The sequence below is a fragment of the Agrobacterium sp. 22-210-1 genome, from assembly GCF_053522525.1.
Genome location: NZ_JBNWCI010000001.1, coordinates 1,364,337 through 1,377,698, shown reverse-complemented (window position 1 = coordinate 1,377,698; position 13,362 = coordinate 1,364,337). Strand labels below are relative to the sequence as shown.

General features: G+C 58.4%; 12 protein-coding genes. 11 read left to right on the top strand and 1 reads right to left on the bottom strand.

The window, feature by feature from the left end; translation table 11 throughout:
• Nucleotides 1-25: 25 nt before the first annotated feature.
• The 7 genes from nuoI to ACQZ5F_RS06855 all read left to right on the top strand — a co-directional run bounded on the left by nuoI (nt 26) and on the right by ACQZ5F_RS06855 (nt 7,348).
• Entirely contained in the window at nt 26-517 is a 492-nt protein-coding gene (gene nuoI / locus ACQZ5F_RS06885; protein WP_003512679.1) for an NADH-quinone oxidoreductase subunit NuoI, read from the top strand.
• Nucleotides 518-653: 136 nt separating this feature from the next.
• Nucleotides 654-1,268 (top strand): NADH-quinone oxidoreductase subunit J, encoded by a 615-nt coding sequence (locus ACQZ5F_RS06880; protein WP_052818538.1) that lies wholly within the window; start codon nt 654-656, stop codon nt 1,266-1,268.
• A 27-nt stretch (nt 1,269-1,295) separates the two neighbouring features.
• Nucleotides 1,296-1,604, top strand: coding sequence for an NADH-quinone oxidoreductase subunit NuoK (nuoK, locus tag ACQZ5F_RS06875; RefSeq protein ID WP_003521516.1), 309 nt, complete (start codon nt 1,296-1,298; stop codon nt 1,602-1,604).
• A gap of 7 nt (nt 1,605-1,611) precedes the next feature.
• The gene (gene nuoL, locus ACQZ5F_RS06870; RefSeq protein ID WP_052818537.1) at nt 1,612-3,609 is read left to right on the top strand and encodes an NADH-quinone oxidoreductase subunit L; all 1,998 of its coding nucleotides are present in this window, start codon (nt 1,612-1,614) and stop codon (nt 3,607-3,609) included.
• Complete coding sequence (locus ACQZ5F_RS06865; protein WP_046800306.1) at nt 3,609-5,120, top strand: NADH-quinone oxidoreductase subunit M; 1,512 nt, start codon at nt 3,609-3,611, stop codon at nt 5,118-5,120. Before nuoL ends, ACQZ5F_RS06865 begins: the two co-directional genes overlap by 1 nt.
• Nucleotides 5,121-5,138: 18 nt before the next feature.
• On the top strand, nt 5,139-6,581 hold the full coding sequence (gene nuoN, locus ACQZ5F_RS06860) for an NADH-quinone oxidoreductase subunit NuoN (RefSeq protein ID WP_052818609.1): 1,443 nt from the start codon (nt 5,139-5,141) through the stop codon (nt 6,579-6,581).
• A gap of 26 nt (nt 6,582-6,607) precedes the next feature.
• Nucleotides 6,608-7,348, top strand: coding sequence for a biotin--[acetyl-CoA-carboxylase] ligase (locus ACQZ5F_RS06855; RefSeq protein WP_052818608.1), 741 nt, complete (start codon nt 6,608-6,610; stop codon nt 7,346-7,348).
• A 35-nt stretch (nt 7,349-7,383) separates the two neighbouring features.
• Here the strand turns inward: ACQZ5F_RS06855 and ACQZ5F_RS06850 are convergent, their stop codons facing one another.
• A complete protein-coding gene (locus ACQZ5F_RS06850) occupies nt 7,384-7,596 on the bottom strand; it encodes a hypothetical protein (RefSeq protein ID WP_225244328.1) in 213 nt (70 codons plus the stop codon).
• 59 nt (nt 7,597-7,655) lie between these two features.
• Between ACQZ5F_RS06850 and ACQZ5F_RS06845 the strand changes: the two genes are divergently transcribed.
• The 4 genes from ACQZ5F_RS06845 to ACQZ5F_RS06830 all read left to right on the top strand — a co-directional run bounded on the left by ACQZ5F_RS06845 (nt 7,656) and on the right by ACQZ5F_RS06830 (nt 13,353).
• Nucleotides 7,656-9,323 carry a ribonuclease J gene (locus ACQZ5F_RS06845; protein ID WP_448731083.1) on the top strand — a complete coding sequence of 556 codons (1,668 nt, stop codon included), beginning with the start codon at nt 7,656-7,658 and terminating at the stop codon, nt 9,321-9,323.
• A gap of 264 nt (nt 9,324-9,587) precedes the next feature.
• The gene (locus ACQZ5F_RS06840; protein ID WP_052818535.1) at nt 9,588-9,893 is read left to right on the top strand and encodes a DUF1467 family protein; all 306 of its coding nucleotides are present in this window, start codon (nt 9,588-9,590) and stop codon (nt 9,891-9,893) included.
• Nucleotides 9,894-10,595: 702 nt separating this feature from the next.
• A complete protein-coding gene (gene proS / locus ACQZ5F_RS06835; protein ID WP_046800376.1) occupies nt 10,596-11,918 on the top strand; it encodes a proline--tRNA ligase in 1,323 nt (440 codons plus the stop codon).
• Nucleotides 11,919-12,045: 127 nt separating this feature from the next.
• A complete protein-coding gene (locus ACQZ5F_RS06830) occupies nt 12,046-13,353 on the top strand; it encodes a lipoprotein-releasing ABC transporter permease subunit (protein ID WP_046800303.1) in 1,308 nt (435 codons plus the stop codon).
• Nucleotides 13,354-13,362: the final 9 nt, after the last annotated feature.

The following is a 13,362-nucleotide window of genomic DNA, read 5'->3' as shown; positions in this document are numbered from 1 at the left end:
CTCGCTCAGAAATCTGGAGTTTGAGATGGCAAGCCTTTCCCAAGCCGTCAATTCACTGTTCCTCAAGGAGTTCGTCGGTGCGATCTTCCTGACGATGCGCCACTTCTTCAAGCAGAAGGCGACGGTGAACTATCCTTTCGAAAAGGGTCCGGTCTCTCCGCGCTTCCGTGGTGAGCACGCTCTGCGCCGTTATCCGAACGGTGAAGAACGCTGCATCGCCTGCAAGCTGTGTGAAGCGATCTGTCCCGCTCAGGCGATCACCATCGAAGCCGGCCCGCGCCGCAATGACGGCACCCGCCGCACGGTGCGTTACGATATCGACATGGTGAAGTGCATTTATTGCGGCTTCTGCCAGGAAGCCTGCCCGGTCGACGCCATCGTCGAGGGTCCGAACTTCGAATTCGCGACGGAGACCCGCGAGGAGCTTTATTTCGACAAGCAGAGGCTTCTCGACAATGGCGACCGCTGGGAGCGTGAAATCGCGCGCAACCTCGCACTGGATGCACCTTACCGTTAAGGTGCAACCGTCTTTCCGGGGGAGACCCCGGAAAGCGATGAAAAGTAAAATGCCTGCGCGGTTTTCGCCGGCGGGGACGAAACGGGTGAGGGGGCTTGAAGCCATCTTCTCCCGATGAGGACAAGAAGGCACCAAGATGGGTCTGCACGCTGTATTCTTTTATATATTCGCTTTCGTCGCCGTGGCGTCTGCGTTCATGGTCATCGCATCGAAGAACCCTGTTCATTCGGTGCTCTTCCTGATTTTGACCTTCTTCAACGCAGCCGCGCTGTTCCTGCTGACGGGGGCCGAATTCCTCGCCATGATCCTGCTGGTGGTCTATGTCGGCGCGGTCGCGGTGCTCTTCCTCTTCGTCGTCATGATGCTGGATGTGGATTTTGCCGAGCTGCGCTCCGGTGTGCTGCAATATGCCCCGGTCGGCGCGCTCATCGGTGTCATTCTGGCGGCTGAGCTGATCGTTGTGGTCGGCGGCAGCGTGCTGAACCCGGTTGCGGCAAAATCGATCACCATGCCGATCCCACCGGCGGCGGAGCGCACCAATACGGCTGCACTCGGCGATGTGCTCTATACCAATTACGTCTACTTCTTCCAGCTCGCCGGTCTCGTGCTGCTGGTGGCCATGATCGGCGCCATCGTGCTGACCCTGCGTCATCGCACCGACATCAAGCGGCAGGATATCTCCACGCAGGTCGGCCGCGACCCGAAGACCGCCGTCACCACGGTCAAGGTCAAGCCGGGCCAGGGCATCTGAAGGCGAACGGATCCAAGGAAACAGAATATGGAAATCGGTCTTTCCCACTACCTGACGGTCAGCGCCATCCTCTTCACGATTGGCGTCTTCGGCATCTTCCTCAATCGGAAGAACGTCATCGTCATCCTCATGTCGATCGAGCTTATCCTTCTGGCGGTCAACATCAACATGGTGGCCTTCTCGGCCTTCCTGAACGATATTGTCGGCCAGGTCTTCGCTTTGTTCATTCTGACCGTCGCAGCTGCCGAAGCGGCCATCGGTCTTGCAATACTCGTTGTCTTCTACCGCAACCGCGGATCGATCGCCGTTGAAGACGTCAATATGATGAAGGGCTGATAAGGCTATGATCTACAAGGCTATCGTCTTTCTTCCACTGATCGGCTTCCTGATCGCCGGCCTGTTCGGCCGCTCGATCGGCGCCAAGGCGTCGGAATATGTCACCACCGGTCTGATGATCGTGGTCGCCATCCTGTCGTGGATCGTCTTCTTCACCGTCGCGCTTGCCCATGGTGAGCCGGGCGAGGTGATCAAGGTTACTGTCTTGCGCTGGATCCAGTCCGGCGGCATCGACGTCGAATGGGCGTTCCGCATCGATACGCTGACGGCCGTCATGTTCGTCGTCGTCAACACGGTCTCGACGCTGGTGCACCTCTATTCGATCGGATACATGCACCACGATCCGCATCGTCCTCGTTTCTTCGCCTATCTGTCGCTCTTCACCTTCGCGATGCTGATGCTGGTGACCTCCGATAACCTGCTGCAGATGTTCTTCGGCTGGGAAGGCGTGGGTCTGGCGTCCTATCTGCTGATCGGCTTCTGGTTCAAGAAACCATCGGCCTCTGCTGCCGCCATGAAGGCCTTCATCGTCAACCGCGTCGGTGACTTCGGCTTCATCCTTGGCATATCAGGCGTCTTCGTGCTGTTCGGCTCGATCAATCTCGAAACCGTCTTCGCCGCCGCCAGCACCTATCTGCCGGCAGAAGGTGCCGCCTCGACGGACACCGTGATCAACCTCTTCGGCATGCAGCTCGACAAGGCCAACGCCATCACCGGCGTCTGCCTGCTGCTGTTCATGGGCGCCATGGGTAAATCGGCGCAGTTCCTGCTGCACACCTGGTTGCCGGACGCGATGGAAGGCCCCACCCCGGTGTCGGCCCTTATTCACGCCGCAACCATGGTCACCGCCGGCGTCTTCCTCGTCGCCCGCATGTCGCCGCTGTTTGAATTGTCGCCGGATGCGCTGACCGTCGTGACGCTGATCGGCGCGATCACCGCTTTCTTCGCGGCGACCGTCGGTCTTGTGCAGAACGATATCAAGCGCGTTATCGCCTATTCGACCTGCTCGCAGCTCGGTTACATGTTCGTGGCGCTCGGCGTCGGCGCTTATGGCGCTGCCGTGTTCCACCTCTTCACGCACGCCTTCTTCAAGGCCCTGTTGTTCTTGTGCGCCGGCTCGGTCATCCATGCCGTCGATGGCGAGCAGGACATGCGTTACATGGGTGGCCTGCGCAAGCACATCCCCATCACCTTCTGGACCATGACCGTCGGCACGCTTGCGCTGACCGGCGTCGGTATTCCGGGCACGATGATCGGCTTTGCCGGCTTCTTCTCGAAGGACGTCATCATCGAATCCGCTTACGCGTCCCATTCGGTGCTATCAGGTTTCGCCTTCACGCTTCTGGTCATCGCCGCGCTGTTCACCAGCTTCTATTCCTGGCGTCTGGCCTTCATGACCTTCTTCGGCAAGCCGCGCGCTTCGGCCGACGTCATGCACCATGTGCATGAATCGCCGATGGTCATGCTGATCCCGCTCTTCATCCTCACCATCGGCGCGATCTTTGCCGGTGTGGCCTTCGAAGGTTATTTCTTCGGCCATGAATATGCCGAGTTCTGGAAGGGCGCGCTCTTTACGCTTCCGGAAAACGAAATCCTCGAGGAATTCCACCACGTTCCGCTGTGGGTCAAGTGGAGCCCGTTCTTCGCCATGGCCCTTGGTTTCGTGACCGCCTGGTACATGTATATCAAGTCGCCCGAGACGCCGAAGCGTCTGGCCGAGACCCATCGCGGCCTCTACCAGTTCCTTCTCAACAAGTGGTACTTCGACGAACTCTACGACTTCCTCTTCGTTCGTTCCGCAAAGGCGCTTGGCCGCTTCCTGTGGAAGAAGGGCGACGTTGCCGTCATCGACCACTATGGACCGAACGGAATTGCAGCGCGTGTGGTTGACGTGACCAACCGCATGGTCCGCCTGCAATCCGGTTACCTCTATCATTATGCCTTTGCGATGCTGATCGGCATCGCGGCGCTTGTCACCTGGATGATGCTCGGGAGTGCCCTCTGATGACCGATTGGCCCATTCTTTCAACGGTCACCTTTCTGCCGCTCGTCGGCGTGGTGCTCCTGCTCTTGACCAATGAGAACGGCCCCTATGGTCGCCGCAACATTCTCAATGTCTCGCTGCTGACGACCGTTTTCACCTTCCTGGTGTCGCTGTTCATCTGGATCGGTTTCGACAATTCGAATCCCGGTTTCCAGATGGTCGAAAAACACGCCTGGTTCGGCAACATCGCCGCCTACCATCTGGGCGTCGACGGCATCTCCATGCTGTTCGTCATCCTCACCACCTTCCTCATGCCGTTTTGCGTGCTGGCAAGCTGGGAATCGATCGAGAAGCGCGTCAAGGAATACATGATCGCCTTCCTGCTTCTGGAAGTCGTCATGATCGGCGTCTTCGTGGCGCTGGATACGGTTCTTTTCTACGTCTTCTTCGAAGCGACGCTGATCCCGATGTTCATCATCATCGGCGTCTGGGGCGGCAAGGATCGCGTCTACGCATCCTACAAGTTCTTCCTCTACACGCTGCTCGGTTCGGTTCTGACCATGCTCGCCATCATGGCCATGTACTGGCAGGCCGGTACGACGGACATGACCGAACTCTTGAAATACGGCTTCCCGGCCGGCATGCAGACCTGGCTATGGCTTGCCTGTTTTGCGGCCTTCTCGGTCAAGATGCCGATGTGGCCGGTGCATACCTGGTTGCCCGACGCCCACGTTCAGGCGCCGACCGCTGGTTCCGTCATTCTTGCCGGCGTCATGCTGAAGCTTGGCGGTTACGGTTTCATCCGCTTCTCGCTGTCGATGTTCCCCTTGGCCTCGGATTATTTCGCACCCTTCGTCTTCACGCTGTCGGTTCTCGCCATCATCTACACCTCGCTGGTGGCGATGATGCAGGACGACATCAAGAAGCTGATCGCCTATTCCTCCGTCGCCCACATGGGTTACGTGACCATGGGCATCTTCGCCGCCAACGTGCAGGGCGTGCAGGGCGCGATCTTCCAGATGCTGTCGCACGGTATCGTATCTGGCGCGCTCTTCCTCTGCGTCGGCGTTGTCTATGACCGGCTGCACACCCGCGAGATTTCCGCCTATGGTGGTCTCGTCAACAACATGCCGAAATATGCGGTCGCCTTCATGATTTTCACCATGGCCAATGTCGGTTTGCCCGGCACCTCCGGCTTCGTTGGCGAATTCCTGACGTTGGTCGGCGTCTTCCGCGCCAACACGCTGGTCGCACTGTTTGCGGCAACCGGCGTCATCCTCTCGGCCGCCTATGCGCTGTGGCTTTACCGCCGCGTGATCTTCGGTGCGCTGGAGAAGGAAAGCCTGAAGGCGATGCTCGATCTGTCGACCCGCGAAAAGGTCATCCTTTATCCGCTGGTTGCGCTGACGATCTTCTTCGGTGTTTATCCGGCACCGGTGTTCGATGCGACAGCCGCATCGGTCGATCTTCTGGTAAACAACTATTCGGCTGCATTGCAGGCGGCGCAAAATGTTGCGCTCACTATGAATTGACGACAGGACCCGTTGGACATGACCGCTGAAATCCTCTTTGCCAGTCTGCACATCGCGACGCCCGAGCTGATCCTTGCGGTCGGCGCGCTGGCGCTGCTCATGATTGGCGTCTTCTCGGGCGACAAGTCGACAACGACGGTCACCGGCCTTGCCGTTGCCCTCCTGCTCGTCGTCGGTCTCTGGATCATTTTCGCCCCGGCGTCGGGCGTTGCCTTCGGCGGTGTATACATCGCCGATTCCTTCGGTAACTTCATGAAGGTGCTGGCGCTGATCGGTTCCATCACCGCCATGATCCTCGCTGTCGGCCAGGGCCGCTTCGAGCCGATCGGCCGTTTCGAATATCCGGTGCTGCTGGTTCTCGCGACGCTGGGCATCCTGCTGATGATCTCGGCCAACAACCTGATCTCGCTCTACATGGCGCTGGAACTGCAGTCGCTGGCGCTTTATGTCGTCTGCGCCATCAACCGCGAGAGCCTGCGCTCCACGGAAGCCGGCCTGAAGTACTTCGTTCTCGGCGCGCTCTCCTCCGGCATGCTGCTTTACGGCATGTCGCTGGTTTATGGGTTCACCGGCAATACCGGCTTTACCGAAATCGCCCAGGTTCTGGCGTCGGAAACCCGTTCGCTTGGTCTGGTTTTTGGTCTGGTCTTTGTTCTCGCCGGCCTCGCATTCAAGATTTCGGCCGTGCCGTTCCACATGTGGACGCCGGACGTTTATGAAGGCGCGCCGACCCCGGTCACCGCCTTTCTTTCGGCGGCACCCAAGATCGGCGCCATGGCGATCTTCGTGCGCATCGTCGTTGAAGCTTTCCAGCCGGTCTTTGCCGACTGGCAGCAGATCGTCGTCTTCATCTCCATCGCTTCGATGCTGCTCGGCTCGTTTGCCGCGATCGGCCAGAAGAACATCAAGCGCCTGATGGCCTATTCCTCCATCGGTCACATGGGTTATGCACTGGTCGGTCTTGCCGCCGGCACGCAGGCAGGCATTTCGGGCGTCATCCTCTACATGACCATCTACATGGTCATGACGCTCGGCACTTTCGCCTGCATTCTCTCCATGCGCCGCAAGGAAATCGGCAATGTCGAAAATGTCGAGGACCTGGCCGGGCTTTCGTCCACCAACCCGTTCATGGCGGTGGTTCTGACGATCCTGATGTTCTCGCTTGCCGGCATTCCGCCGCTCGCCGGCTTCTTCGGCAAATATTACGTCTTCCTTGCAGCCATCGAAGCCAAGCTCTATCCGCTCGCCGTCATCGGCGTGATCGGCTCGGTTGTCGGCGCTTATTATTATATCCGCATCGTCAAGGTCATGTGGTTCGATGAAGCCAAGGGTAGCTTCGAGCGTCCGGCGGGCGAGCTGAAGGTGGTTTATGCGCTTTCGGGTCTGTTTGTTGTCGCTTTCGTCGTCTTCGGCGGTGCGCTTGGCAACGCGGTCACGGTTGCAGCAAAGACGTTCTTTTGATCGACACGCCGCAGCATACGGGCCGGATGTCCATCGATGACTTCCGGCACGAGGCGATGGTGGAAACGCCATCGACCAACATAGAATGTTTCGCCCGTGCAAGGGCGGGTGATGGCGGCAATCTGTGGATTACCGCCATCCGCCAGACCGGTGGGCGCGGGCGTCGCGGTCGGCCCTGGGTTTCCGAACCCGGTAATCTATATGCGTCTCTTCTTCTCATCGATCCTGCGCCGATGGACCGTATCGGCTCTTTGCCGCTTGCCTTTGCGCTGGCTGTCTATCGCGCCATCCGGGCGGTCCTGCCGACAGGCGGCGCGCCGCTTGAGATCAAATGGCCGAACGACGTGCTGATTGGCCGTCAGAAGACCTGCGGCATTTTGATGGAAGCGGAACTCCTGCCGGATGGGCGGCGGGCAATCGTCATCGGCATCGGTATCAATATCGCCCATAAGCCGGACAATCCGCTTTATCCCGTCACCATGCTGTCCGAACACGGCTCTTCCTGCTCTCCCGACGAACTTTTCGCCCATCTGTTCCGCGAGACGGCCGATGTGCTGCGAGACTGGGATGAGGGCAGGGGTGTGGCCGGTGTCATGGCCGGCTGGCGGGCGGCGGCCTGCGGCATCGGCGAACATATCACGGTCAACTTCCCCGATCGCTCGATCGGCGGGCGTTTCGTCGGAATTGATGATAATGGTTATTTGCTGCTGGATGAGGATGAGGGCGCAAGGCGTTCCATTGCCGCCGGCGATGTGTTTTTCGGATGAGAGCATTTCCAGTAAAAGTGCGTAGCGGTTTTACGTCAGGAAAATGCGTAAAAACAAAAAGGTAGGGCATTTTCGCGTTTCGGAGAAAAGCGAAAATGCTCGAGGTGAACGGTGCGGACCAAGGACCCGCGCCGAACCGGATCCCACAGGTTGGAGTTTTCCTGCAGCTCAAAAAAAGCAGGATGGCAGACCGGCTCCGCATCGGCCCGGTCGATCAGATGGTTTAACAGGCCCGATGCTGCAAACATGCGCGGGGCGCGGCAAAGTGCCGTCGTCCACGCGCGCACGCGAATGGATAAGAAAAACAATGGCTAAACAGGACGAACTGGTCTTCCTGCCGCTTGGCGGCGTCGGTGAAATCGGCATGAATCTGGCGCTTTACGGCTACGGTCCGGCAAGCAAGCGTGAATGGATCATGGTGGATTGCGGCGTGACCTTTGCCGGTCTCGATCTGCCGGGCGTCGATCTGGTGCTGCCCGACATCACCTATATCGCCGAACAGAAGAAAAACCTCAAAGGCATCATCATCACCCACGCCCATGAGGACCATTACGGCGCGCTGAACGATCTGTGGCCGGGCATCAACGTGCCGGTCTATGCCTCGGGTTTCACCGCCGGCATGCTGGAAGCCAAGCGCGCCTATGAGGGCAGCCGCGCCGAAATTCCGATCACGCCCTTTAAGGCTGGCGACCGCATCAATGTCGGTCCGTTCGAAATCGAAGCCGTCGGCGTCAACCACTCCATCCCGGAGCCGATGTCGCTGGTCATCCGCACACCGCTCGGCAACGTCATCCATACCGGCGACTGGAAAATCGATGAAGCGCCGTCGCTCGGTCCGTTGACGGATGAAGCCCGCTTCCGCGCCATCGGTGAAGAGGGTGTTCTGGCGCTGATGTGCGACAGTACCAACTCCGTCCGTGATGGCGTTTCGCCCTCCGAACACGAGGTTTCCGAAGGCCTGCGGCAGATCATTGAGAATGCTGAAGGCCGAGTGGCCGTTACCACCTTCTCCTCCAATGTCGGGCGTATCCGCTCGATTGCGCAGGCCGCAGAGGCCGCGGGCCGTGAGGTGCTGCTGCTTGGCTCGTCGCTGAAGCGCGTCGTCAACGTCTCGCAGGACCTCGGCATCATGGAAGGCATCAAGCCATTCCTTGCCGAAGATGAATATGGCTATATTCCGCGCGACAAGGTGGTGCTGATCCTGACCGGTTCGCAGGGTGAGCCGCGTGCCGCCCTTGCCAAACTCTCGCGTGACGAGATGCGCAATGTGGCGCTCGCTTCCGGTGACACGGTGGTGTTTTCGTCTCGCGCCATTCCCGGCAATGAAAAGGCCATCATCGACATCAAGAACGGCCTGATCGAGCAGGGTGTCCATATCATCACCGACAACGAAGCGCTGGTCCATGTTTCCGGCCATCCGCGCCGCAACGAACTTCTGAAGATGTATGAATGGACGAAGCCGCAGATCGTTGTGCCCGTCCATGGCGAGGCGGCGCATCTGGTGGCGCAGAAGGAACTTGCCGAACAGGCCGGCATTTCGCAGGTGCCGAAGGTGCGCAACGGCAATGTTCTGCGTCTGGCCCCCGGTCCTGCGGAAGTCATCGATGATGCGCCGCATGGCCGCGTCTTCAAGGACGGCAATCTCATTGGCGACATGGACGAGATGGGCATCAGCAACCGCCGCAAACTCTCCTTCGCCGGTCACGTCTCCGTCAATGTCGTGCTGGATAGCCGTTACGACTTCCTCGGTGATCCCGATGTCGTGCCTTTCGGCCTGCCGGAATTCGATGACGAGGGCGAGGACATGGAGGACACGCTTTATGACGCCGTTCTCGGCGCTGTGGAGAGCATTCCCCGCGCCCGCCGCAAGGATCTGGAACTGCTGCGCGAAGCGGTGCGCCGCGCCGTTCGCGCCGCCGCCAACCAGACCTGGGGCAAGAAGCCGATCGTAACGGTTTTCGTCACAAAGGTTTGAGCGGGGAGGCAAGAGCTTTCGGGTGACCGTATCATCCGCACCCTGTCACCCCGGACTAGATCCGGGGTCCAACGGGAGCCCTCGATCGCTTGAAGACTCGTCTCACGGCGCAGACGCGGCATGGCTGGGATGTTGGATCGAGTCCGGCATGACGGAGGATAGGTCGTTCGCCTTGGTCCACGGTCTGAAAGCGCCTGCTCAAAGCACGGTTCTGTTCTTCCTTCCAAGGCTTTTTGCGGAGAAGTGATTCCGCTTTACGGATGAATGCGTTACAAGAAGCCAATTGTGCAGGAGGATCACATGCCGCTTCTTTCGGTCTTCGCCGTTTATTTCATCGTCTGGTGGACGGTGCTTTTTGTTGTGTTGCCGATTGGACTTCGCACCCAGGCGGAAGACGGCGACGTGGCGCTTGGCACCATCGCCAGCGCGCCATCCCGCTTCCGAGGCGGCCGCATCGTTCTGTGGACAACACTGATATCTGCCCTGATCTGTGGTGTGTGGTACGGCGGATCCTGGTGGTTCGGCTTCAGCCTCGACGATCTCCCGAGAATTGTTCCCGTTTACGACTGAAGTCTCGAAGCTTCATTCCACTGAGTTCGTGACCTGGAAAACGTCACTCCGTTACGTTTACAACGTATCGAGTGCATTCCACCTCAAAACCGGGATGACTGAAAATACGGCAGCTCTGTCCGTGTCGCCGCAAGGCGTATCTGAGGGTGTCATATGGATGTCATCTCTGTCGTGCACACAGCATAAGCGTATTGGGCGGCTGATTCACCGTCACAATTTTACCGGAATAGCCCGCCGGGGCATTGTCGTGTGCTGAGATCAAAAAAAAACAAGGCCTTTCAGCCTTGTTTTTCAGGTTTCGCGTGATCTGTAACCGTTGCCGGGGCAGCGACGAGCGCGCCTAAGATCTGATCCTCCCAAGACTGACCGCGAAAATGACAAGAATTTAAACTTCTTGCCTCTTTTGTAAGCTAAAGCTAGCTCAATCACCCATGCTTGTCATCTCATTTTTTGCATATTTGTTACAGTCGGCAAAAAATTCTCTGTGGTGCAATTTGTCGCACCGGATCAAGAATAATATTCCGGTCAAAGCGTTTTGACGCGAATTAGCTATCTCGAAAATGCCACGAAATCGCCTTCAACCCTCTTTTCATGGCGGGTTTTCTTCTTGGCGGGAAACGGCTATATCCGGCGCCAATATCCCTTTATTCGGGGCGATTCCCGCGCCTTTGCGCGCCGTCGTCCACATCAATGGAAGCCGTCATGCGTCTCAGCCGTTATTTCATGCCCATCCTGAAGGAAAATCCCAAGGAAGCGGAGATCGTCTCCCACCGCCTGATGTTGCGTGCGGGCATGATCCGGCAGCAATCGGCTGGCATTTATTCCTGGCTGCCGCTCGGCAAGCGCGTGCTGGACAAGGTCAATAGGATCATCCGCCAGGAGCAGGACCGTTCCGGCGCCATCGAGCTTCTGATGCCGACCCTGCAGACCGCCGAGCTCTGGCAAGAAAGCGGCCGTTACGATGATTACGGCAAGGAAATGCTGCGCATCAAGGACCGCCAGGACCGTCAGATGCTCTACGGCCCCACCAATGAGGAGATGATCACCGACATCTTCCGTTCCTACGTGAAGTCCTACAAGAACCTGCCGCTGAACCTTTATCATATCCAGCTGAAGTTCCGCGACGAGGTGCGTCCGCGTTTCGGCACCATGCGTTCGCGTGAGTTCCTGATGAAGGACGCCTATTCCTTCGACTTGACCAAGGAAGACGCGATCCACTCCTACAACAAGATGTTCGTGGCTTACCTGCGCACCTTCGAGCGCCTTGGCCTGCGCGCCATTCCCATGCGCGCCGATACCGGCCCGATCGGCGGCAATCACAGCCACGAATTTATCATTCTGGCCGATACCGGCGAATCCGAGGTCTTCTGCCACAAGAGCTTCCTCGACCGTGCCATTCCGGCTGAAAATACCGATTTCGACGATGTCGCAGCCCTTCAGGGTGTATTCGACGAGTGGACGGCCGATTATGCCGCCACCTCCGAAATGCATGACGAAGCAGCCTATGATGCCATTCCCGATGGTGAGCGTCTTTCCGCACGCGGTATCGAAGTTGGCCACATCTTCTATTTCGGCACCAAATATTCCGAGCCGATGGGCGCGAAAGTGCAGGGCAAGGACGGCAAGGAACACCCTGTCCACATGGGTTCCTATGGCATTGGCCCGACACGCCTTGTTCCCGCCATCATTGAAGCATCGCATGATGAGAACGGAATCATCTGGCCGGCCTCGGTCGCGCCTTTTGATGTTGTCATTATCAACATGAAGGCTGGCGATGCGGCCTGTGATGCGGCTTGCGAAAAGCTGTATTATCAGCTCTCCAACGCCGGCAAGGATGTTCTTTACGACGATACCGACGACCGCGCGGGCCAGAAATTCGCCACCGCCGATCTGATCGGTGTGCCGATGCAGATCATCGTCGGCCCGCGTTCTGTTGCGAACGGCGAAGTCGAAGTGAAGGACCGCAAGACCGGCGAACGTGAAACCGTCACAATCGAGGCGGCAATGAACAAGGCGCTTGGCTAAGCGCGAACGGAAAGATGGGAGCGGCCTTCATGCGAAGACCGCTCCGGTTTTATGGCGCAGGCGCCGCTACGATTGGGACCGATCTTTGGAAAAGACCGATCTTGCAAATTGAGATCAGGGAGACGACATGGCAAAAGCCGATGCTGACAAGGGTGCGGCTCCTTCCGCCCGGGAAAAGACCGCCCGGCCTTTTTCCGCTTTCGAACGCATGGTGGCATGGCGCTATCTGCGGTCGCGGCGCAAGGAAGCGTTCATTTCCGTCATCGCCGGTTTTTCTTTTGTCGGCATCATGCTGGGCGTTGCAACGCTCATCATCGTCATGGCTGTCATGAATGGTTTCCGTACCGAGCTGATTTCGCGCATTCTCGGCATTAACGGCCATATGATCGTCCAGCCGATCGACCAGCCCTTCAATAATTATGATGAGCTGGCGAAGAAGTTTTCCGCCGTGCCGGGCGTCACCATGGCCCTGCCGCTGGTGGAAGGCCAGACCTTGGCCTCCGGCCGCGGCGGCGCAGGCTCCGGCGCGCTGGTGCGTGGCGTGCGCCAGGAGGATATCGACAAGATCAAGGAAGTCGCCAGCAACATCAAGACCGGCGATCTCGTCGGCTTCATGGCAGGCGATGGCGTTCTGGTCGGCTCCAGGCTTGCGGCGCAGCTTGGCGTGACGGCGGGAGATGACATCACCCTCATTTCGCCGGAAGGCGACGTGACGCCGATGGGCGTCAATCCGCGCGTCAAATCCTACAAGATCTCAGGCGTCTTCGAGATCGGCATGTCGGAATATGATGCGTCGATGATCTATATGCCGCTGTCCGAAGCCCAGCTTTATTTCAATGCCGACGGCATCGTGCAATCCATCGAGCTTTATGTCAGCCGCCCTGATGACGTTGACGGCATCCGGCCGCTGGTGGAGCAGGCGGCAGAACGGCAGATTTATATCACCGACTGGCGACAGCGGAACCAGACCTTCTTTTCCGCCCTGCAGGTGGAACGAAACGTGATGTTCATGATCCTGACGCTCATCGTTCTGGTGGCGGCGCTGAACATCATTTCCGGCCTCATCATGCTGGTGAAGGACAAGGGCAGCGATATCGCCATTCTGCGCACCATGGGGGCCAGTTCCGGCGCGGTCATGCGCATCTTCTTCATGACCGGGGCGGCCATCGGCACGGTCGGCACCTTTGCCGGGGTGGCGCTGGGCGTCATCGTCTGCCTCAATGTGGAATCCATCCGGCAGTTCTTTTCCTGGATATCCGGCACGGTTCTGTTTGACCCGCAGCTTTATTTCCTCAGCCAGTTGCCGGCCGAAATGGATTTGAGCGAGACCATCACCGTCGTCATCATGGCGCTGACGCTTTCTTTCCTGGCAACGATCTTCCCAGCATGGCGGGCCTCCAAGCTCGATCCGGTGCAGGCCCTGCGTTACGAATAAGGACCGCTT